Genomic DNA, 21,572 nt, shown 5'->3' on the forward strand with positions numbered 1-21,572 from the left:
CTAATTCTTCCACTCTGTTAATATCGTATTTTTCAGCTTAAATTTTTCAATTTTATTGGTTGCTGTGCGAGGTAAATACGAAACGATCCGAACAATTGACGGCTGCATAAATTTAGGTATATGCTCTTTTATCCAAGCCTCAAGCTCTGCTTCTGAAATATGCTCTCCTTCTTTTAGAACCACACAGGCAACGATATCATCTTCGTCTCCCTCGCTTGCAGAAATAGGAAAAACGGCAGAAACGTTTACTGATTCGTGATCGCTTAGCAAATCCTCTACTTGGTAGGAAGATACATTTTCTCCCTTTTTTCTGATTACATCTCCCAGACGGTCTACAAAATAAAATACGCCTTCTTCATCTTTGTAAGCAGCATCTCCCGAATGGAACCAAAAATTTGTGGAAGTTTTAATCGTCGCTTCAGGTTTATTGTAATATTCATCCAAAAGTAAACTGGGATATTTCGGTCGAAAAGCTAATTCACCAACTTCACCTGCTGCACATTCTTCGTCCCATTCATTTAATATGGTTGCTTCCAGAAAAGAGGACGGCTTACCCATAAATCCTTTTCCCAATGTCTCCTTTCCTTCTCTAATTTCAATCTCAAGTTGTTGGGCCGTGTTAAGCGTTTCTCTATACGAATATCCTTTATATAGTTCCTGCGGAGTGCCATTTACTCTTTCTAATTCATCAATAACACTGACAAACCCATTGCCTGCCTCGGTCTGACCAAATCCGGAAAAAACAAAATCAAAGCCGAAGCGTTTAGCAACATCGTGGTGATACCGCGGCAATGGTTGCATATATACTTTGTTAAGCGAGTTGTTTAGATCTTTGGATGTTTTGGGTGCTTTCATTAGCCAAGGAATCATAACATCCAATAGAATCGCCGTTGATGCACCACTCTTTTCAATTCGATTCCAGAAATCGGTGGGGCTAAACTTATCCCAAACGGCTACCGTGGAGCCAACGAATGCAGCCCTTGCCAAAAGAGCAAAAGCACCTCCAACATGATACATTGGCAAGTCGTTATATACGACATCATCTTGGGTTGTAAATTGTTGAAAAGAGTACGTGTAGGCATGGATCCACCTATACGATTGTTTTACCCCTTTTGCCGGGCCTGTTGTACCGGAGGTATAAATAATGTTTGCCGTATCCGAATAGTAAAGTTTCACATCAGGGGTTGTTTTCGGGCCTTTAAGTGTGTTATTAAAATCAATCACATGAAAATGATCTGCCTTAATGTCTATAACGTCTTCATGATAATCGTGTTCATTCGGTTGCGGATCATGAATAAGCGCGGTTAGCGGCGGCAAATCGTCTGCAACTTCATTGAGTATCGGGATCATCCGACGCTCCGTAATGAGCCATACTGGTTGGGTATCATTGATTTGATAAGATAATAGGGATCCTTTGTAATTAAAATTAATAGGACTGAATATAGCTCCCGCTTTCCATATGCCAAACATGGACAAGGCACTTACAAATGGGTTCATAAGAAAGACCGAAATCCGATCTCCCTTTTGAACCCCTTTATTTTGTAAATAATGGGCGATACTATTCGCTATTTCATTGAATTGTCGGTATGAAAAATATTGATCCTCTTCTCCGTAATAGAAAAATGTCTTGTCGCCTATCTCTTCTGCCCATTGTTCAAGTTTTTTAGTGACCATTTCTTCGTCCGTATTTAAAGATTTTTCAAATAGGCTCATGAGGAATGCTCCTCTCCATTCTAAATCTCATGATTCAATCTCAATCAACGTTTCACCTTCATTAACAAAGTCACCTTCATTTTTGTATATCGTATGAATACGACCTGCGATTTCTGTTTCGATAGGGATTTCCATTTTCATTGATTCCAATATGGCAAGCTCATCACCGGCTTGGACTTCGTCCCCTAGTTTCACTAATATTTTCCATGCCGTTCCGCTCATTTCGGCTTTTATTTCTGTCATAATACTTTTCCTCGCTCTCCATCATTATGGTTTGAATGTGTTATATTTTAAATTTAAATCTCCCTCTCATGATAGGTTGCCATTCGATTTATAGCTTCTTGAGAAGGCTTTTCAGTCAATGCACTCACACTAATCATTGCAACGATAGACAAAGGTAAGGCAACCAATATCTCTGCATTATAGGGGAATTCAAATCCAAAAAAGGCAATAAGAAAGCTAACAGCACCCACGACAAGACCGGTCATTGCTCCATGAACATTGGCACGTTTCCACCATATCCCCAACACAAGGGGGGCGAATAAAGCTGCTGCCATAAACCCCACAGCTGCTGTATAAAGTACAACTAGAAAATCCGGTGGATTGAGTGAAAGAAGCATTACGACTAAACCAATGACCCATGTAGAGATAGCTGATACTTTTAAAATTTGACGTTGGGTTGCTTCAGGGTTGTGCCAACCTTTATATAAATCAAAGGCAACTGCACTACTTAATGCTAATAGCAAAGCATCGACGGAGGACATAACCGCTGCCATTATCCCTGCAGCCAGCACCCCCATTATGATAGGACCAAAAAATTGTTCTGCAATTAGAAGCAACCACATATCAGATGGATTTGCTTCAAGTAATGAATTGCTTAACAAAGGGATAAATGGTGTAACTAATAAAGCAGAGGCTACCATTAAAGAGCCATAAGTAAACATCCCGATGTTCATCGATAATTTTGCCGAACGATCATCCGTTGCCGTGAAAACTCGCATTAACAAATGAGGGATAACACAAACGGCTACTGCCCAAGTAGTAAATGCACCTATATATCCTGTAACCGGCATCGTGGCCCCAACTGCTCCGAGACCCGGATTTTCGTTTGTTGCATTCAGGAGCAAATCTGTATAAGGCATCGGCAAATGAATAAGAGCTCCGATACATACAATTAATATAAGGAGAATGACCATAGCACCTTGCAATATATTCGTCCAAGTAACAGCTAACATTCCGCCCATTGCAACGTAGAGGATGAAAACAATCGCAATAATAACGACTCCCCATTGATAGGACCACCCGGTGACATAAAAGCCGATCAATCCACCTGCCGTCATTTGTGACATGAGGTACATGCCCGAGCCAATAATAATCACAACCGGTACAGCTACCTTAAACAAACGATGCTCGTAACGATCCACCAAAAATTCAGTGACAGTGAACTTACGCGAATTACGCATGGGCTTTGCCACTAAAACACTCGCAATTGCAAATCCGGCGATTGACCCAAGTGTCATCCATGACAGAAAAGGAAATCCAAGTTCCCAAACAGTACCAACACCGGCCATGAATGAACCTCCACTTCCTAAAGCGGCCATCATAGCTAAAGCATTAACACCGGTCCCAATACGACGCCCCGCAACATAATATTCGTCCGTACTTGCTTGAGATTGTGTTACACGCTTTTGTGAATACTTCCCCAAAATAATAAGAAAAAGAAAATACAAAAGCATGATAGATATTTCAATTATTTTCATGCCATTCTCACCAACCTATGATTTTTAAAAATCTTTAGGTACATTCAATTTTCGCCTTTATCCAGGCTTCTTTTTTTGTTCTCCCAAGTCAAGACAATAGCCAACAGAGGAATGATCAGCTGTAAAGAAAGCCCTCCCCAAGCAACTAACGATATATTTAGAAAGGTTATATCATAGCTCCATGGCAGCATAAAAACGAGTAAAAACAACACGATAAGAATAATGAGCAATCCTTCTCGAAATGGCATTTTGAACCAATTTTTCTCTTTGGTGGGCATGATCTTCCTCCTCATTCAATTCTGTTGAATGCGCTTCCATTTTCGTTTATTAATAAGCTCCAGCAGAAACGCAAACTGAAATCTTGGGTGCGCCCGTATTTTCCAGGGAGCAACTTTCATGCGTTCGTTAAACATTTTTAACAACGAAGTCAACTTTTGCTTGGAATCATATTGAATAGATAAGAAGGTGATCCCACCTAAATTTTGTTTAGCGTTCAAGAGAAACGAAAAAAAACGGGTTAATGGATCGGCTGACACATAGATTAATACCATCGTTAATTCATCTGATGTAATAATTATTTGCTCATGTTTACTGTCATACATGAAATGTGGAGGAGCTTTATTGATTTTGAAATGAACCCCTTGCTCTCTCATTATTTCTGTTATCAACTGGTAAGCTTCATTTTGTTGTATACCTACATATGCTTCCCATTTTGTTTGATAGAATGAGAGCATTTATACTCTCCCCCTCTTTAGCTTTTATTTTTTAGCATTTAGCCATAAGGAGCTCAAGGCCTCATCGTATGTGAATAGGGGCCTAAATGTTGGGGCAGAAGTCGATACGCATCATCAATCCATTCACATAACAGCGGTCTCGTATCACGAGGATCAATGATTTCTTCAATCCCAAATGATTCTGCTGTCCGAAATGGAGAGCGTATTTCTTCCATGTTGTCCATTAAGCTTTTTAGTAATTGCTCTGGCTCTTCACTCGCTTCAAGTTCCCTTCGATACGCGACTTGCACGCCTCCTTCGATCGGTAAGGAACCCCAGTCACCGGAAGGCCACGCGTAGCGTTGATGAAGCCCGTGGCCGTTGATCATACCTGCCCCACCGACTCCAAAGACTTTTCTAAGAATAATTTCAATCATTGGGACCGTTGCTTGGTAAATAGCTGAAATAGCCCGTACCCCTTTTCGAATCGTCCCTTTTTTTTCCTCTTCCACACCTACCACCATTCCGGGTTGATCGACGAAATTAACGATCGGTACATGAAACGTTTGGCACAAATCAACGAAACGTTCGATTTTTTCACTGCTTTCTGCCGTAAGACCGCCTCCTAATATAAAGGGATCAGATGCCAAGTACCCAACCGGGTAACCGTTTAACCGTGCAAAGCCGGTGACAGTCCCTCTTCCGTAGTACTTGCCTATCTCAAATATCGATTCGCGATCAAATACCTTTTCGAGTATGTTTCGTATTTTATAAGGTTTCCGTCTGTTTCTCGGTATAGCCGATAGAAGCTCCTCGTCTTTGCGATCCACTCGATCAGTCGTCGTTTGATAAGGAGGGAGCTCCCAAACATTATTCGGGAGATAGGACAAAAACGTTCGAATGTGTTCAAAAGCCTCTTCCTCAGATTGAACGATGTTATCAACCGCGCCACTCGAACGGTGCACATCAGCGCCACCTAATTCTTCTTTTGATACGTCGTATCCTCTTCCGTACTTCACCACCTGCGGGCCAGCGACAAACAATTGAGAAGTGTCTTCGATCATGATGGAAAAGTGGGAAGCCGCTACCCTTGCAGCGCCAAGGCCGGCTGTTGAGCCCATCGCGGCCGCGACAACCGGAACTTTTCCCATATTGTTCACGACATGATCCCAGGCAGGGTTAACGGGAACATACGTCGCACTTGTATCGTTGAGACTTTTCACACTACCTCCACCGCCCGTGCCATCAACCAATCGAACCATGGGCAACTGAAGTTCGTGAGCCATTAATTCGGAGTACACTTGCTTTTTATGAATGCCTCCATCGGAAGCGCCGCCACGAACAGTAAAATCGTCTGCACCGACGACAACTTTACGGCCATTTATCCTTCCTGTCCCTAATATAAAGTTTGCCGGTTGAAAATCTTTCACTTTCCCGTCTTCATCATAAGAAGCTTTCCCGGCTAATGCCCCTGTTTCGTGAAATGTATCCGTATCTAAAAGCTTGTCTACACGTTCCCTAACAGTATATTTCCCTTTTGAATGATGTTTCGCAACATTCTCTTCCCCTCCCATTTTATGGGCAAGACTTTCCAATCTTTTTAGTTCATCTATTTCAGGCTGCCAGCTCATAATCATTATCCACCTTTATCCATTAATGTTCGTTCATTCCACTTGGATACTTAACGATTAGTATGTTACGCACTAAAACAAATGGCTTAACCTAGAGATTCAACGTCCCTCCATCAATAACCAACGTTTCTCCTGTAATAAAAGATGATTCGTCGGAAGCTAAGAATAACACGGCATTCGCAATTTCTTCTGGTTGTCCGAGTCTTCGTAAAGCATTTGCTTTAGATAAAATCGGCCACTTATCCGTTTCCTTCCAGTCGTCTGTCATTTTCGTATCGATAATTCCCGGAGCAATCGCGTTCACACGTATATTTTGCCTTCCATATTCCGTTGCAGCTGTCTTTGTAAGTGCGATAACACTGCTCTTGGAGGCCGAGTAAGCGGAAACAAGTTTTTGTCCCTTTATTCCAGCTATGCTGGCAGTATTAATAATTGAACTCCCCGGTTCCATATGAGGAATGGCATGCTTCATACCAAGAAAGACGCCATTGATATTAATATCCATCACGTGTTGCCATTCTTCAAAAGAAACATCAGGCATTTTTTTCTCATCACAATTGACACCTGCGTTATTGAATAAAATATTCAGCAATCCGAAGGCATTGATGGTTTCATCGATCATCGTTTTCACTTCATTCGGTTTAGTGATATCCGTACGAATGAAGCCAGCTTTTCCGCCATTTTCATTTATCATATTTGCGGTTTCTTTGCCGGCATCCTCATCCACATCGGATATCATGACTTTGGCGTTTTCCTGTGCAAAACGCAACGCGACGGATCTGCCAATATCTCCTCCGCCACCAGTTACAATGGCAACTTTGTTTTGCAAGCGCAAAACAACCACCCTTTCCGATTATTTAATACCCCGTTGGCCAATTGGCAAGGCGACGCTCGCTTATTGATCCGTTTTTTCCACACGCATACTCTAACGTTCGCGACAAGAACTTCCTCGTTTCTCTTGGGTCGATAATATCATCAAGCATATACTTACCGGCTGCTTTATATGGGGAACTGTCAAAACTCCACGATTTCAACAGTTCCGCTCGGTCTGTCTCCGGCTGTTCCGATTGTGCAAGCTCACGTCCGTATACGACGTTGATACCGACTTCCGGTCCTGTAAAGTTAATTTCAGCCGTTGGCCATGCCACAACAAAATCCGCCCCCATAGTTGGCCCGCACATATTGCCGTAAGCTGCTCCGATACTTTTGCGTATGATGATCGAAATCTTGGGCACGGTTGACTGAGCGAGGGCTTGGTTCCACACCATAATTTTCGTTGGCATTTTCATCTTCTCAGCCTCACTCGATACGCGAAAACCGGGCGTATCATGTAAAAAAATAAGTGGAATATTGTATGAATCACACATTACAATGAAATCGGTTGCCTTCTCACATTCCTTATCTCCCGCGGCGCCTGCAAATTTCATCGGTTGATTAGCAATGATGCCAACTGTCCGTCCATTCACTCTCGTTAGAACAGTGATAAGTGCTGTCCCATAAGAAGATTTCAGTTCAAAAAAGTGATGATCATCTGCAATGTGTTCAATGACCTTTTTCATATCGTAAGCTCTTTGTCTCCGGGTGGGGACAAGATTGGCGATCTCATCCAAACTGCGGAAAGGATCATCATTTGTCTCTTTGAATTGGGGTTCTTCACCCCCATTTTGTGGCATAAAATCAAGAAATTGTTTTATTGAAGCGATCGCTTCTTCTTCATTTTCCGCGAATTGGTCCACTTGCCCAGTATGATTCGCATGTATTTTCCAGCCGCCAAGTTCCTCGTTTGAAACTCTCTCCCCTGTAGCGACTTCAAGCATGCGCGGGCCGGCCACTGCCATGGAAGTCCCTTTACGTTGTGCCACAAAATCCGAGGAAACCGCCGTCCAAGTAGGCCCACCAAAACTGTCACCTAAAATGGCGGTTATCATCGGCACTTCCCGGTGATGGGTGAGAAGCTCATTCGGAAAAAGCACTTGGCTTATGCCATCCGAACCCATCCCATCCGGCATTCTCAAACCTCCGCCTTCCATGAGGTTTAGAAATGGAAAACCCCGTTTCAAAGCAAAGTTGTGAGCAGCTTGCGATTTTCGGAAATATACTTTTCCCTCTGTTCCGGCAAAAACGGTTTTATCGGCTGCCTGCACGACAATCGGCCGTCCGTTTATCTTTGCCAGTCCGATAATGACACCGTCTCCTGCACTCTTTTCTTCACTCCCGTCTTGATCGGAATGGGCGAGCATTCCCAATTCCAAAAAAGATTCCGAATCGACGAGTTTGTCAATGCGCTCCCTTGCGGTGTAGTGCCCCGATTCGTACTGGCGCTCAATCTTTTCCTTGCCTCCCCCCAGCGTGCACGCTCTTTCCGATTTGATAATTCTTTGAGTTCCATCTCCATATTTGTTTTATCCATATATAACTCCCTACCCATACCGATGTGATTTTGGTGATGTTTGGTCGAAGTGAGCCTTTCTATTCCTTTAAAAGCCTTCGCAACACCTTCCCGGAGCTTGTTGCCGGTAATTCTTCAACGAATACGACTTCGCGCGGGTATTTATAAGCCGCCATATGCTCCTTGCTCCAAGCAATAATTGCCTCTGCAGTGACTTTTTCAACATACTCCGGTTTTAAGACGATAAAAGCTTTTACACTTTCGCCACGTTTGCTGTCCGGAACACCTATTGCAGCCACTTGAGCAATGGCTTCATGGTCGCTCATTAATGCTTCCACATCTTCCGGGAACACGCTGTAACCGGATGCCTTGATCATTTCTTTGACCCGACCGTTGAAAGTTAAATAGCCTTCATCATCCAACGTGCCAATATCCCCTGTGAACACCCATCCTTGGCGTAAGGTAGCCGCTGTTGCTTCTGGGCGGTTAAGATACCCCTTAAACACACCGGGGTTTTTCACGGCAATCTCGCCTTGCCTTCCCGGTGGCAAATCTTTTCCGGTTTCCGGATCTACGATGCGAATATCCGTTTGATAAGTCGGAATGCCACATGTTCCATATTTGATTTTATCCATAGGCATCATCGTGTCACATGTATGCGTTTCACTTAATCCATAAGACGCTTCAAAAAGAAGGCATCCATCTGTAAGTTTCCCCCACGCATCTGCTAGTGACTCATCGACAGCCAATCCAAAGCTTGTCGCGAAATTGGTTTCCAAACAAGACAAATCATGGTCTCCTGACTGCGCTTCATTCAATATCGCTGCGTTCATTGTAGCTACCGTGTACAGCTTGTTCACTCTGTAACGCTCAATGGCCTGAATTGCCGTCACAGGATCAAAACGTAACAGTAAAATACAAGAATTGGAACTATAGACGGGAAGATTAACCCCCATAACCATGCCGGCAATATGGCAAAGCGGGGCCACCGCTAGCGTGCGATCCTCTTGTTGGTGTTGGTACCCATGCGCTGTAGCAGCTGTTTTAAATAATGCATTCCCAAACGTGAGCATCGCTGCTTTAGGCCTTCCTGTCGTACCGGAAGTAAATACCATTAGTCCGACATCTTCCCAGACATCAATCGCTTCTGTCTCTTCAAGCGGAGCTGTAACGTCTACAATATTTAATACATCATAAGCGTCATCCATCGCTTTCTTTTCTCCTTGAAGATCTTCAGGCAAAGGCAACGTAAGTTTTTCAGAGAGAAAATCCGCATAATTAGTAATCATAAAAAATTGAAGGGAGGGTGTTTTATCTTTGATAGCGCCTATTTGGTCGTACAATTCATCGCCTGAAATAATGGCCATTATTTCAGCTTCATTTATGAAATATTCAAGTTCCGACGCCTTATACATTGGATTTAAAGGAACAACCGTTGCACCCAGCATTTGTATCGCATAATGGCCCAATAAATACTGCGGGCAATTTTGCATGTATAAAGCGATTTTATCTCCTTTCGCCACTCCCTTGTTTTGAAGAAATTTAGCCAATCGGAGCGTTTGGTCCACTAATTGACTCCAACTTATCTCATTTCCGTAAAAATTGTAGGCTGTCTGTCTTGGCTGATCGATGGCATTTTGAATGAGATATTCATGCAACGGTCTTTCCCCAAGTCGGTAATTTAATGTTTCCGGAACCCCTTGTGACCAACTTTTCTTTAAAGAAGAAGTCATTATTGATTCTTCCCTCCTGTTCACACAATATTTGAATGCCTATTAATAATCCTTATTATCATAAATAAAGCAATTTTTATGCCAATAACAAATCTGCTTAAAATCAGTCTTTGAATTTTATGAACGACGCACACTTTCTTACATTTGAGTTAAGTTAATTCAATAGTGAATAGTTTCAAGCAATCGCGCGATATGAAACCCCTTACATTTAATCATAAATTGTATTTATTGAGCTTTCTCGCAATAGTCGCCTGACTTGAATTTAAGGCCTCTGCAATTTGGTGTGTCGTTTTATAATGGCTCACGGCACTTTGAAGTAAATCTTTTTCAGCTTTCTCAGCTGCTTCATTTAGAAGATTACGATTCTTATTTTCTAAATGAAAAGAAGGTCGATATTCCTCCGGTAAATCAGAGGTAGAGAGCTCATTAGTGGGGACGATAATAACCAATCGTTGGATGAAATTAGTCAGTTCCCTTATATTCCCTGACCATTCATGTCGCTTTATAAAATCCTGCAAACCTATAGACATCCATTTGTTTGTATTGTATTTTTTATTAAACGTCTGTAGATAAAAATGTGCGATAGGTAAAATATCTTCTTTTCTCTCCCGGAGTGCTGGAACGTGTATTGGGAGAACATTTAATCTATAAAAAAGGTCCTCTCTAAACTCCCCATTTCTAACCATTTCTTTCAAATCGCTGTTTGTCGCTGCTATGATCCTCGTATCAATATCTTGTGTTTTGGTTGCGCCAATTCTTCTTATCTCTTTATCTTGGATGACTTGAAGTAATTTCACTTGTAACTTTAATGGAAGCTCACCGATCTCATCTAAAAAAACCATGCCTTTGTTCGCTAATTCAAATAGTCCGGGTTTCCCTGAACGATTCGCCCCGGAAAAAGCACCTGATTCATATCCGAATAATTCTGATTCAAGCAAGTCGGTTGGTATTGCTCCGCAATTAATTTTAACGAATTGCCCCATTTTTTGGCGATCACTTTTATTAAATAGCTCTCTCGCGATTATGTCCTTGCCTACACCCGTCTCCCCTGTTATGAGAACAGAAGCTTCGACATTGCCAACCCGTTCGATAACGTTATAAATCTCGATCATTTTTTCATCGTTACATATGAATCCGTGTTGTCTGGTACCTCTGTTTTTTTGATGGTTATCTGATTCTTCACTTTTCATTTCTTGAGGGAGAACAAGTTCTGTAACATCCCTAATGTTAATGATTACTTTTTCAATTTCATTATGTTCGTTGAATAGTGGAGCCCCGGTCATCACAATTTGCTTGTTATCGACCCCGCCTTGATAAACAGTCACGGATTCCTTGCTTTCTAAAACTTTGGAGGTTACAGATTCTTGTAAAAAACCTCTCGTCATTAATTTTTCTTCGCTTTTCCCTAAAAAATATTCTCGCGGAATCCCTGTCAACCGTTCAATCGATGAATTCAATCGAATCGTAACGCCTTTTTCATCTTGTACGGATATCCCATCATAAGAGTTCTCTATAATGTAATTGAGTTCTCTATTTATTTTTATTAAATTTTTTATTTCCTTTTGTAATTCATTAAGTTCCGAATCCTCGTAGATGATGTGTATCTTGTAACCCTTATTGTTCAGACATTTTTGTTCTATAATACGATATAACCTATGATTGCATTCTATGTGTAGACTTTGATTACGAGGATTGTTCATTTTTTTCTCAATATCAATTAAATTCCCAACGTCTGATCGTTTAACCATTTCTTCGAAAGCTTCATTATATTCTACAATCTTTCCTTTGTAATCAGTAATGGCTGTTGGTAACTCTACAGTACGGGTGCGTTCTATTTCAGCATAAGACATCTGCTTTGTTCACCCCAATCCGGTAATTTACTAATATAACTGTGGGAACGAGTTATAAATTTATAGCTCCAGCCCCCAAAAGGTTTAAGACATACGGAACTACTTCAAAGCCCTTCTTCGTACATGGAACAAAGGAATTTGTGGATGTTCATCGCTTTCTTTTCATAAAGCCCGGCAAAACCGTGGACGACGGCAATACATTTACGGCAGGATCGAAGATAATATCGGCGCCTTTTCCGAATATCGTCCGCCTGATAAGCAACCGCTTCAAATTATACTGACCGATTGGTATGCTCGATCTCTTTTTAAAATAATACAACAGATACGCAATATTTTCAATAAGTATTATTTCACCCTTGAATGCTGAATAAGGCGATGTATTTAATTCATCTTTTCTGAGTACGGCGGACAATTCTTACCACTTGTGCGGTCTTTTTTACCACCTTTTGCAGGAAAATGTACCACTCAATGCGGATCCCTTTACCACAGATGAAAAGAACGGCTTGAAATAAGATATTCCCCGCCCATGGGCGGGGAATATCTTTAGCCATTAAAATGGGAGTCTCCCTAATTCAAAGTCAAGCTCACATTTCAGCTTATCAATCTTTTTTTGTAACTCTTCCACTTTTTCCTCGAGTCTTACGATTTTGGTTTTATCACTAATTCCTTTTTCATAGGGTGTTCCAACACGACTTAAATCGACCAAAAACGATAATACTGCTGGCTCTGTAATATTGAAATCTTCTCCATTTTCTGTTGCTTCGATTTCACCTTCAGCGATCCATTTTCTAACATCTAATTCATCGCAGTCAATCTCATAATTGTGTAGGAGATCGAGAGTCTCCGCGAGTGTCATGTATTCCCTCATTTTAAACACCCTTTCATTTCTAGGTTTTTTATAAAAAATTGTTGTTCTCTTTATCGTTTGCCGTTTGTTTTTGCACACCAAGACGTTCGCGCATCGACACTTTTCCGTCAATGAAAATATCATAGGAATCATGAATAATTCGGTCGAGAATGGCTTCTGCCAAGGTGCCATCTCCCAGTTTCTCGTACCATCCATCAATATCAAATTGAGAACAAAAGATGTTGGATTGTTTTGCCTGACGTCTTGCGTTTATGATTTCAAGAAGGAGAGCTGCTTCTTCATTGGTTAAGGCGTGAAGCAGCCATTCATCAAGAATAAGAAGATCTACCTTTAGAAGCTTTCTCATGAGTTTGACATAGCTGTCATCCTGTTGATATTTTGCAAGTTTAAATTCCTCTAATAGATCAGGAAGCCGTGTGTAATGTACTTTGAAGAACTGTCGGCACGCCTGTACGCCAAATGCGGCGGCCATCCACGATTTCCCGGCTCCAGACACGCCTTTAAAGATAATATTTCGCCCATCCAGAATATAGCTTCCGCTGGCTAAACGCTGGAGTAAATCTTTGTCTAGTTTCCGGTCATCATAATACATGATCTCTTCGATTGAAGCCGGTTCAGGAAACGCTGCCTGTTTGAGAAGACGGTTGAGTTTATTACTTTTCCGGCGGGATTCTTCATGGTCAATTAAGATGCCGAATAATGTATCAAAATCCATCTCTTTATTTTCTGCCTTCGTGAAAAGAGATTCATAGGCTTCTGCCATCCCTGATAGTTTCAATGTTTTTAGTTTATCAATATTCTGCTGGTTCATTTGTTTTTCCCTCCAAAATAGGAAGCCCCACGTGTAAACGCATGCTTATTTTTGACGTTCTGTTGCTTCTGTGTGAAAGCTTTCTCTGCGTCTGCTTTTTTATTGTTCTTGATGAGCGTTTGAATACTTTTTACTGTAGGCCGATTCGTGATCTGGTGGACCATTTTACACGCACGTTCGATATCATAAACCGTGTAGGTGCGTTCCAATTTCTTTAAGGCAAAAACAGACTTCAGCGCTTGTTTTTCAACCCCGTAGCTCTCCAACAAGAACTTCACCACGGAAAGCGTATGTTCCCCAACATCTGTAGCCCAATCTAATGCATTTTGCGGCGTTTGTTCCACGTAATGCTTATGGTTATCCGGCATATGATCTTTCACAGTAGAATGTTGGCCGTATTTCCCATATAATGTTTGATGTGAGGCAATCCTCATGTGATCGAAATAGACTTCGATCACATGATCTGAGACTTTCACATCGACGTGCTTTCCGATGTATTCATAGGGAACGGAGTAGAACATGCTTTTCACAGAGATGTGATAATCAGGCTGCACCTTGGCGGTTCGCCACTCAGACATCTCGTAGGGTTTAACGGGAAGAGGAGTAAGGGCGAACTTCTCTTCTTCCATAAACGCTGACCAGCGAGAGCCTTCTTTTTTTGTGAAGGGCCGGTGGTTAAACTCCCCTAGCTTCTTTCGGATCTCTTGGTTCATTTCCTCCAACGTAAAACATTGGACATGCCTTAACGCAGCGATAATCCACGTCGACACCGTGTTCACCGAACTTTCCACACTCGGCTTATCTTTGGGTGAACGCACGCGTGCTGGCATGACCACGGAGTGATAGTGGCGGACCATTTCTTCATACGTCTTGTTTAACACCAGCTCTTTGGAGGTATGCTTGGTCACCCCTGTCCTTAAATTATCGGGCACAATAATTTGGGTGGTGCCTCCCATGTATTCAAACGCGTGTTGATGAAGCTTAATCCAAGAAGCTAAATCCATGGATAAAGAGCCCTCCACATAGGAAAGCTGAGAACACGGTAAAGCTGCCACAAATACATAGACTTTCACTTTTTCCCCGGTATCGGGATCAATGATAAATAGGGTAGAACCTGCCCAATCGACTTCTAACAATTCCCCTGGTTTCCGCTTAATTCTCATGGTCGCTTTATACTTCTGGGCAAAATTGTGGTAGTGTTCCGTAAAAGTCCGATAGGCATAGGGAATCTTCGCTTGGTCCCGGGCTTTCCTCACATATTCCTCATGAAGCAATGTCAAAGTGACATGGGGCTTGGCCAACTCCTCATGCAAATAATCAAAATCAATCATTTGCCGTCCAGAAGCTTCTAACTTTTTCTCTGGATATAGAAAATCTTCAATCCAAGCATCTGTCATTTCCTCATCGAGCGGACACTTCAACCCTCTTTTCTCCGCCAAGCGTATGACTTCCGTTACTTTTTGCCTTGAACGGCGGGTCATAGCTGCGATACTTCGTAAACTCCTTTCCTCGTCATGTAATTCCAGCATCTGTCGATATGGGAACATAAAAAACCTCCTGTATTCCTAATGTCATGCCGTTTGGCATGCCCATTAAGTATACAGGAGGTGGTGTATTGGTAAAGGCTTCCGCAATAAGTGGTAAATATCTCCGCACTTGGTGGTAAAAAAGATTGCAAGGGTGGTACAAACCGAATGCAATACTCACATCTTTTCTAGTAGATACACATAAGTACAACTAAGCTTTTAGCCATAAAGGCTTGGTGTAAAGCCAAGTTTTCTAACGCCGCAACTCTACAAAAAACAGCCAAAACCCTTCCTGCATTGGGTTATGGCTGTTTTGTTAGGTAATTGCAAAATAGTTATAGAGTTACTGAACTTACTTTAAGCGAGTATCTGCCTTATCCGTGACTTGATATAACATTCTTTCGTTTACATCAACTGTTTGTAAATATTGCGCATAATAAAATTTTGATTCGTTTCAGCTTGTTTTTCGATAGCTTCTTTTTTCAAGGCCTTGGCTTCTTCATCATCTTGGGATAAAACCAATATATCTGAGAGGTGTAATGCCATCTGATATCTTCCTTCATCCATTAAAGATCTACATCTTTTGAGAATGACTTGAGGATCTTGCACAAGAGCATTTATTTCAGCCGCCACATCTTCTTGTTTAGAAGGACTCAGATGCGTTGGATTTCCATCAAACCATCCAGTGTATCGTCTGTAAATTCCCCTAATGGCAAATTCTAAACAGCCGTATGTTTGCTTTACGTAGGGACTATTTTCTAGGTGTTCCGGTAGTTGTATTAACTCCAACGCATCTTCAAGGTGGGTGCCTTTATTGATATGCGCAGTTACTTCATCATGGACAAATTTAAGTGTATCAATGACGTCTTGTAATGCAGATTTAATTTGATCCTTCCCTGTGATTGCTTTCCCGTGCCCCGGAATAAGAATCTCCGGTTCTAGTTGTTTAATTTTTTCCAGTGTTTCATACCATTCCCGTTCGTAACGAATGACCTTTAATGGGTTTCCAATGTTTGGAAAGGACCATACAAAGAAGTCGCCGCAGTAAACAACGTTATCCTCCGGAATATGAATAAAACAATGATCATCCGTTTCTCCTTTACCATGGACGACGTGCATTTGCTTTTCTCCTAATGAAAACTGATAATCCTGGTGAAATGTGATATCAGGGGGGATAAAATCAAATGAACGCAACCCTAATTTATTTTGAAATTGTACACCGTTAATCCTCAAATGGTATTCTTCTAATATTTTATATTTCAAATGACGCTCATTCATATTTTCATGAGCTATCACCTTTGTCTGCTCTTCCTTAAACTCATGAGTGGAATTAACATGATCTAAATGACCATGCGTATAAATAATGTATTTGATGGGCAAATCCGTCTTTTCACGAATAGCCCGATAAATATTTTCAGCGTGAATATTACTTACAGTTGTGTCAATAACTACGACACCTTCAGAGGTCATGATAATACCAACGTTGGCAAAACCCTTGACATAATAGTAACCTTGGGTAAGCTCTATGAACTTCAAATCTTTTTTTGAATTCCCTTCCGTATGTTCCATCACTCGATCAATACTTTGAAGAGATTTTTCCGTACTCATTTCAAATATTCCTCCCTATATTTAATTTGCCTATTTTTCAAGAAATTCAAGTATACGACGCTAATGGGTGTTCATTAAGTTGAATTTTTAACTCTTGTTATTTATCCCTTCTTAGTAAACTGAAACTTTGACCAGAAGGCCCCTCATCTTTTTGTGTAGCTAAAAATAAGGCTAACGGGACTACGTCTTCAGGATCTTTTATCCATTCACTATCGAAACTCTTTAACTTTTCATCATTCTGCTTTTTAAATACTTCGCCTCCATTTGTAAGTCGTGTTCGCACCGGACCGGGGATGATTTCATTAATGCTGATGTTATATTGCCAAAGCTCCTGAGCTAAAACTCGCGTTAACATCCCTAATCCAGCTTTTGAAGAAGCATAAGCCGAATAACTGGCTTTTGCCCGATAGCCAGCTCCTGAACCAATCGTGATTATTTTGCCAGCACCCTGTTTTTTCATATATGGAATAACGCCATATGCACAAAAGTATGGTCCCACTAGATTAACATCCAGTGTTTTGCGCCAATTCTCCGGATTGCTCTCTTCTACAGTGTTACGATCAGCGTTTAGGCCGGCGTTTATCATTAAGATGTCAACAGCACCGAAATGCTCAATTGTTCTTTCTATTAAATTATTAACCGACTCCATTTGTGTAACATCTGTTTTTACCGCCAAGGATTCACCATTCCGCTTTTTTATCTCCTCTGATGTTTCTAAAATCTCTATCTCAGTTCTTGCTGCACAGACAACTGCCGCCCCTTTATCTGCATAGGCAATCGCAATAGCCTTGCCAATTCCTCTTCCTGCTCCCGTTATTACCGCAACTTGTCCATTCAAAGGTCTCTCATCCACTAGTGTTTTTCTCCTCTCCAATATTTTTACACTTAACACATAATAGAACGGAAATGATCACCGATGATTGGCTTCACCTTCTCAGGAACTTCCACATGAATAAAATGGCCTGCATTGGGGATAATGTAAACATTTGCTTGAGATAATTGCTTTTCCTGCGTTTTGTATGCAAACTCATAATCTACATATGGATCTTTTTCTCCCCACAGTATAGTAACGCACGTTTTAATTTTTGACAGATTCAGATAAGGTTCAACTAACTTTTGATTCGCTGATCTGTACAAGTCTAAAATGACGTTTCTTGATTGCTCTGTTTGATATACGCAATAAAAGTCTTCTAGAACATCTTCGTCTATACCAGGAACCTCGTTTTTCATGTTTTTCATCCATAAAGTTTTATTGCCCGTTTTTTCCATAATTCTTTCTCCTTCCCCGGGCGTCCTCCATTTCCTTGCAATTGGATGCCATTTATATTCAGGATCTAGAGAAGTATCGCTAATCACTAAACTCGATACTTTTTCCGGATGATCACACGCCCATCTTAATCCAATTATCCCACCCCAATCATGGACAATAAGATGAATTTCGTCTAAATCAAGTGTTTCCATAAAATTATTAATGAAAATAAGATAGTTTTCCCAAGTGGACTTTGTTTTAAATTGGTCACTTTGACCAAACCCAGGTAAATCCGGTGCAATCGCGCGAAACCCTGTTGAAACGACTTCGGGTATGATATGTTTCCAAAGCATGCTAGATTCTGGTACACCGTGAAGCAGTAACACTGGAGGGCTATCTTTTGAGCCTTCATCGAAATAAGAAATCTTCTGTTCGTTTAATACCATTGTTTGTTTTTGAATCATTCGTCTCTCCTTCCCTCATAATTAAGTTAGCTCAACTCAAATGATTGAATTCTTTAAGTCGCGCTCGCTAGATATCACTACTCCCTAGAAAGGCGCTATAATTCAAAAGCTTGCATAACTTCTATTAAAACTGATTGATCACCTTCAACCTGGACATTACTCTCTTTCATAACCTCTTCAATTTCCATTTTTCCTAGTACAAAAGTAATCCATAGATTACTAGATATTTTCAAAGTAATATCTGGGTCGGTTGGCTCCTCCTCCAAAAATTCAGCAACACCTTTTCTCATATGCAATCCATAACACTCAGTTAAATCACTAAAGCAAATTTTTAATAACTTATCTATTTGCCCCAACTTTTCCGGATCGATTTTGTATTCTAATAATTTAATCGACCTTTCGATTGGCAGATATGGATTAGATACATTGTTAAGATCAATCTTCCCCTCTAAATGTAAAGCTTGAGAAAGATAAAATCCTCTTGATGATAGTGCAGGTGTCGCTTGGCCCATTTCTCTTAACGCTTTTGCTTTAATTAGTCGAGCTTGTTCCATGTCAGGATGGATATTTAGTACATGAGTAATCAATTCAGCTGTCCAGGCATACTCTCTTTCTTCCAAGGCTTTTTTTGAAGCCTGTATTACTTTCTCGATTCCTCCAAAACCTTCAACTATCTTCTCAGATCTATACTGGGTAGATATTGGATTAATGTCGGCGGCGTCAAGGCTAAACCAACCAATTAATCCACTATATACACCTTTCACTTGGTGAGTAAGTTCACCATATACTTCACTTAACCGAGGATGGTTTGCAAGATGTTCTGGTAAAGTTATCTCTTCAGCGATCTCATCCGGTTTTAATCCCTTATTAATTCCGCGAATTGTTTGGGAATATATAAAAGCAATAGCATCTCGATAATTAGTTGCCAATTCATAACTTGATTCTTTTGTGGATACAGGCTCTCCATGTGCAGGTATTAATATTTTCGGATTTAATTTGCGGACTTGATCTATTCCTTCCAGCCAGTAGAGCGGATCACGGTATGGTTGCCCTCTTAACGTATACATGTTTGGGAGCACGTGCCAAATACTATTCGTAATTACCGCATCATGCTCCGGAAGCCATGCGGTCAGTGAATCCATAGTGTCTGATGGAGTATGAAAAAATTGGAACTCCACTCCATCAATCTCCATCTTTTCCTTATCTCTCACTCCGTATGTCGGCTGTACATAACCAGAAGTTTTGTCAGCTTCTTTACTTCCATCATATGAAACAGGAGATGCATCAGGACCTTCTTTTGGAAGGAAAAAACCGAAATGCTGTGCTGTTGTTTTTTTCAACATTTTCCCGAGCTCGACTGAAGAACTTAGCAAATTTTTATGCACATCAGGATGGGCAATAACCTCTATCTCTTTCCCTTCAGAACCCTTTGGAACAAACGGTCTAGCCCCACTAGTGTAGTGATTATGGGAATAAATAACTGCTTTAATCGGCTTATCCGTGAATTTACGAATAGCTTCGAACTTTTGCTTTCCAACGCCCATATTAAATCCTGTATCCCAAATAATTAGACCACTATCCCCTTGGATGACGACGGTATTATCGATGGAAAAATGTTCAAGCACAGATATTTTGTTAGTAAGATGAGTAACTTTAGGTTTGTTCACTTGTGAATAATATTCGCCCATTTGTTTATTCACGATCGCTCCGTTTGGCATCGTAACTTTTTCTACCTGCCCGTTGTTATACTGATTCTTCTTTTTTAATCCAATCTCATTGTTTTTCATGTACAATAGAATCTCCTTTATTGTTATTGAAGAAACTTTATTAGTTTAATCGATTCGACGGGCTCTTAGACCTTAACACTGACCTCTATTTTTCGAAGAATTAACTATCCTATTTTACACAAATTAGTTAATTCATAAGAGGGGCAACTATTCCATATGGTGGGGTTGCTCCCCATTATAACTGAGAGCACCCCTTTCCATATTTCATGAACTAATTAATGTAATAGTCGTGATTTTGACAGTTACTTTATACAAATTGTTTATAAATATTACGCATAATAAAATTTTGATTCGTTTCTGCACATTTTTCACTCGCCTCTTTTTTCAACGCCTTCGCTTCTTCATGATTTTGTGATAAAACCAATATATCCACAAGGTGTAGGGCCATCTGATATCTTCCTTCATCCATTAAAGATCGGCATTTTTTGAGAATGACTTGCGAATCTTGAACTAGAGAATACATTTCTGCAGCCACATCTTCTTGTTTACAAGGGCTTAGATGAGTTGGATTTCCGTCAAACCACCCAGTGTAACGCCTATAAATACCTCTAATTGCAAACTCTAAACAACCGTATGACTGTTTCACGTAAGGACTGTTTTCTAGATGTTCCGGTAATTGTATTAACTCCAAAGCATCTTCGAGCTGGGTGCCTTTATTGATATGTTCAATTACTTCATTATGAACAAATCTGAGCGTATCAATTACATCTTGCAGTGCCATTTTCACTTGGTCTTTACCTTTGATCATCTTCCCATGCCCTGGTATTAGAATCTCTGGTTCTAGTCGTTTAATTTTTTCCAGTGTTTCATACCATTCCCGTTCGTATCGAATGACCTTTAACGGGTTTCCAATGTTCGGAAAAGACCATACAAAGAAATCACCACAATAAACAACATCATCCTCTGGAACATGAATAAAACAATGGTCATCCGTTTCCCCTTTACCATGAACGATGTGAATGTTTTTACCTCCCAATGAAATCTTATGGTCTTTATTGAAGGTTATATCAGGAGGAATTACATCATACGAACGCATGCTGCCTAGCTTATTTTGAAATTGCGTAGAATTAATACGATGGTGATGATGTTCTAATAATTTGTACTTAAAATGCCTTTCATTAACATTTTCATGAGCTATCACACTAGTATCTTCTTCTTTGAATACATGAGTGGAATTAACATGATCTAAGTGACCATGTGTATAAATAACGTATTTAATGGGTAAATCCGTTCTTTCACGAATAGCATGGTAGATATTTTGGGCATGTTTGTTGCTCATAGCGGTGTCAATAACAACTACCCCTTCAGATGTGATGATGACACCAACATTTGCCCAACCTTTAACATAGTAATAACCATTAGCGCATTCAATAAACTTAATATCATTTTGCAAATTCCCAGCCGTATGTTCCATCACCCGATCAATACTTTGAAGAGATTTTTCCGTACTCATTGATGTGATTCCTCCTT

Annotated in this window: 19 protein-coding genes; all 19 read right to left on the reverse strand. The window is 40.6% G+C overall.

Annotated elements, in window-relative coordinates:
* Positions 1 to 1,713, reverse strand: coding sequence for an AMP-binding protein (locus HUG15_RS13995; protein ID WP_200123689.1), 1,713 nt, complete (start codon positions 1,711 to 1,713; stop codon positions 1 to 3).
* Positions 1,714 to 1,740: 27 nt separating this feature from the next.
* Positions 1,741 to 1,956: an acetyl-CoA carboxylase biotin carboxyl carrier protein subunit gene (locus HUG15_RS14000; RefSeq protein WP_200123690.1), complete on the reverse strand. Its 216-nt coding sequence runs from the start codon at positions 1,954 to 1,956 to the stop codon at positions 1,741 to 1,743.
* A gap of 53 nt (positions 1,957 to 2,009) precedes the next feature.
* Positions 2,010 to 3,473 (reverse strand): sodium:solute symporter family protein, encoded by a 1,464-nt coding sequence (locus tag HUG15_RS14005; protein WP_200123691.1) that lies wholly within the window; start codon positions 3,471 to 3,473, stop codon positions 2,010 to 2,012.
* A 44-nt stretch (positions 3,474 to 3,517) separates the two neighbouring features.
* On the reverse strand, positions 3,518 to 3,751 hold the full coding sequence (locus HUG15_RS14010) for a hypothetical protein (protein WP_211202225.1): 234 nt from the start codon (positions 3,749 to 3,751) through the stop codon (positions 3,518 to 3,520).
* Between the two features lie 15 nt (positions 3,752 to 3,766).
* Positions 3,767 to 4,207, reverse strand: a complete 441-nt coding sequence (locus HUG15_RS14015) for a hypothetical protein (RefSeq protein ID WP_200123693.1) — start codon at positions 4,205 to 4,207, stop codon at positions 3,767 to 3,769.
* A 53-nt stretch (positions 4,208 to 4,260) separates the two neighbouring features.
* Positions 4,261 to 5,817: an acyl-CoA carboxylase subunit beta gene (locus HUG15_RS14020; RefSeq protein WP_200123694.1), complete on the reverse strand. Its 1,557-nt coding sequence runs from the start codon at positions 5,815 to 5,817 to the stop codon at positions 4,261 to 4,263.
* A 91-nt stretch (positions 5,818 to 5,908) separates the two neighbouring features.
* Entirely contained in the window at positions 5,909 to 6,646 is a 738-nt protein-coding gene (locus HUG15_RS14025; RefSeq protein ID WP_246516350.1) for an SDR family NAD(P)-dependent oxidoreductase, read from the reverse strand.
* A gap of 28 nt (positions 6,647 to 6,674) precedes the next feature.
* Complete coding sequence (locus HUG15_RS14030; RefSeq protein ID WP_200128983.1) at positions 6,675 to 8,192, reverse strand: acyl-CoA carboxylase subunit beta; 1,518 nt, start codon at positions 8,190 to 8,192, stop codon at positions 6,675 to 6,677.
* Positions 8,193 to 8,286: 94 nt separating this feature from the next.
* Positions 8,287 to 9,939, reverse strand: coding sequence for an AMP-binding protein (locus HUG15_RS14035; protein WP_200123696.1), 1,653 nt, complete (start codon positions 9,937 to 9,939; stop codon positions 8,287 to 8,289).
* Between the two features lie 212 nt (positions 9,940 to 10,151).
* A complete protein-coding gene (locus tag HUG15_RS14040) occupies positions 10,152 to 11,789 on the reverse strand; it encodes a sigma-54 interaction domain-containing protein (protein WP_200123697.1) in 1,638 nt (545 codons plus the stop codon).
* A gap of 386 nt (positions 11,790 to 12,175) precedes the next feature.
* On the reverse strand, positions 12,176 to 12,340 hold the full coding sequence (locus HUG15_RS14045; RefSeq protein WP_200123698.1) for a hypothetical protein: 165 nt from the start codon (positions 12,338 to 12,340) through the stop codon (positions 12,176 to 12,178).
* Entirely contained in the window at positions 12,340 to 12,657 is a 318-nt protein-coding gene (locus HUG15_RS14050) for a hypothetical protein (RefSeq protein WP_200123699.1), read from the reverse strand. The genes HUG15_RS14045 and HUG15_RS14050 overlap by 1 nt, the downstream gene beginning before the upstream one ends.
* A 28-nt stretch (positions 12,658 to 12,685) precedes the next feature.
* The gene (gene istB, locus HUG15_RS14055; protein ID WP_200123700.1) at positions 12,686 to 13,468 is read right to left on the reverse strand and encodes an IS21-like element helper ATPase IstB; all 783 of its coding nucleotides are present in this window, start codon (positions 13,466 to 13,468) and stop codon (positions 12,686 to 12,688) included.
* Positions 13,465 to 15,015, reverse strand: coding sequence for an IS21 family transposase (gene istA / locus HUG15_RS14060; RefSeq protein ID WP_200123701.1), 1,551 nt, complete (start codon positions 15,013 to 15,015; stop codon positions 13,465 to 13,467). The genes istB and istA overlap by 4 nt, the downstream gene beginning before the upstream one ends.
* Positions 15,016 to 15,399: 384 nt before the next feature.
* Positions 15,400 to 16,602, reverse strand: coding sequence for an alkyl sulfatase dimerization domain-containing protein (locus HUG15_RS14065; RefSeq protein WP_200123702.1), 1,203 nt, complete (start codon positions 16,600 to 16,602; stop codon positions 15,400 to 15,402).
* A 97-nt stretch (positions 16,603 to 16,699) separates the two neighbouring features.
* Positions 16,700 to 17,455 carry an SDR family NAD(P)-dependent oxidoreductase gene (locus tag HUG15_RS14070; protein ID WP_200123703.1) on the reverse strand — a complete coding sequence of 252 codons (756 nt, stop codon included), beginning with the start codon at positions 17,453 to 17,455 and terminating at the stop codon, positions 16,700 to 16,702.
* 32 nt (positions 17,456 to 17,487) lie between these two features.
* Positions 17,488 to 18,315, reverse strand: a complete 828-nt coding sequence (locus HUG15_RS14075; protein ID WP_200123704.1) for an alpha/beta fold hydrolase — start codon at positions 18,313 to 18,315, stop codon at positions 17,488 to 17,490.
* 95 nt (positions 18,316 to 18,410) lie between these two features.
* Positions 18,411 to 20,102: an alkyl sulfatase dimerization domain-containing protein gene (locus HUG15_RS14080; RefSeq protein WP_200123705.1), complete on the reverse strand. Its 1,692-nt coding sequence runs from the start codon at positions 20,100 to 20,102 to the stop codon at positions 18,411 to 18,413.
* Positions 20,103 to 20,349: 247 nt separating this feature from the next.
* Positions 20,350 to 21,555 carry an alkyl sulfatase dimerization domain-containing protein gene (locus HUG15_RS14085; protein WP_200123706.1) on the reverse strand — a complete coding sequence of 402 codons (1,206 nt, stop codon included), beginning with the start codon at positions 21,553 to 21,555 and terminating at the stop codon, positions 20,350 to 20,352.
* Positions 21,556 to 21,572: the final 17 nt, after the last annotated feature.

It is taken from the genome of Salicibibacter cibarius (assembly GCF_016495725.1).
GTDB classification, from domain to species: Bacteria; Bacillota; Bacilli; order Bacillales; family Marinococcaceae; genus Salicibibacter; species Salicibibacter cibarius.

Bases quoted from the DNA above. Each gene is read 5' to 3' on its own strand.
- HUG15_RS13995 (WP_200123689.1), bottom strand. From the start codon at position 1,713: ATGAGCCTATTTGAAAAATCTTTAAATACGGACGAAGAAATGGTCACT.
- HUG15_RS14000 (WP_200123690.1), bottom strand. From the start codon at position 1,956: ATGACAGAAATAAAAGCCGAAATGAGCGGAACGGCATGGAAAATATTA.
- HUG15_RS14005 (WP_200123691.1), bottom strand. From the start codon at position 3,473: ATGAAAATAATTGAAATATCTATCATGCTTTTGTATTTTCTTTTTCTT.
- HUG15_RS14010 (WP_211202225.1), bottom strand. From the start codon at position 3,751: ATGCCCACCAAAGAGAAAAATTGGTTCAAAATGCCATTTCGAGAAGGA.
- HUG15_RS14015 (WP_200123693.1), bottom strand. From the start codon at position 4,207: ATGCTCTCATTCTATCAAACAAAATGGGAAGCATATGTAGGTATACAA.
- HUG15_RS14020 (WP_200123694.1), bottom strand. From the start codon at position 5,817: ATGAGCTGGCAGCCTGAAATAGATGAACTAAAAAGATTGGAAAGTCTT.
- HUG15_RS14035 (WP_200123696.1), bottom strand. From the start codon at position 9,939: ATGACTTCTTCTTTAAAGAAAAGTTGGTCACAAGGGGTTCCGGAAACA.
- HUG15_RS14040 (WP_200123697.1), bottom strand. From the start codon at position 11,789: ATGTCTTATGCTGAAATAGAACGCACCCGTACTGTAGAGTTACCAACA.
- HUG15_RS14045 (WP_200123698.1), bottom strand. From the start codon at position 12,340: ATGGCTAAAGATATTCCCCGCCCATGGGCGGGGAATATCTTATTTCAA.
- HUG15_RS14050 (WP_200123699.1), bottom strand. From the start codon at position 12,657: ATGAGGGAATACATGACACTCGCGGAGACTCTCGATCTCCTACACAAT.
- istB (WP_200123700.1), bottom strand. From the start codon at position 13,468: ATGAACCAGCAGAATATTGATAAACTAAAAACATTGAAACTATCAGGG.
- istA (WP_200123701.1), bottom strand. From the start codon at position 15,015: ATGTTCCCATATCGACAGATGCTGGAATTACATGACGAGGAAAGGAGT.
- HUG15_RS14065 (WP_200123702.1), bottom strand. From the start codon at position 16,602: ATGAGTACGGAAAAATCTCTTCAAAGTATTGATCGAGTGATGGAACAT.
- HUG15_RS14075 (WP_200123704.1), bottom strand. From the start codon at position 18,315: ATGATTCAAAAACAAACAATGGTATTAAACGAACAGAAGATTTCTTAT.
- HUG15_RS14080 (WP_200123705.1), bottom strand. From the start codon at position 20,102: ATGAAAAACAATGAGATTGGATTAAAAAAGAAGAATCAGTATAACAAC.
- HUG15_RS14085 (WP_200123706.1), bottom strand. From the start codon at position 21,555: ATGAGTACGGAAAAATCTCTTCAAAGTATTGATCGGGTGATGGAACAT.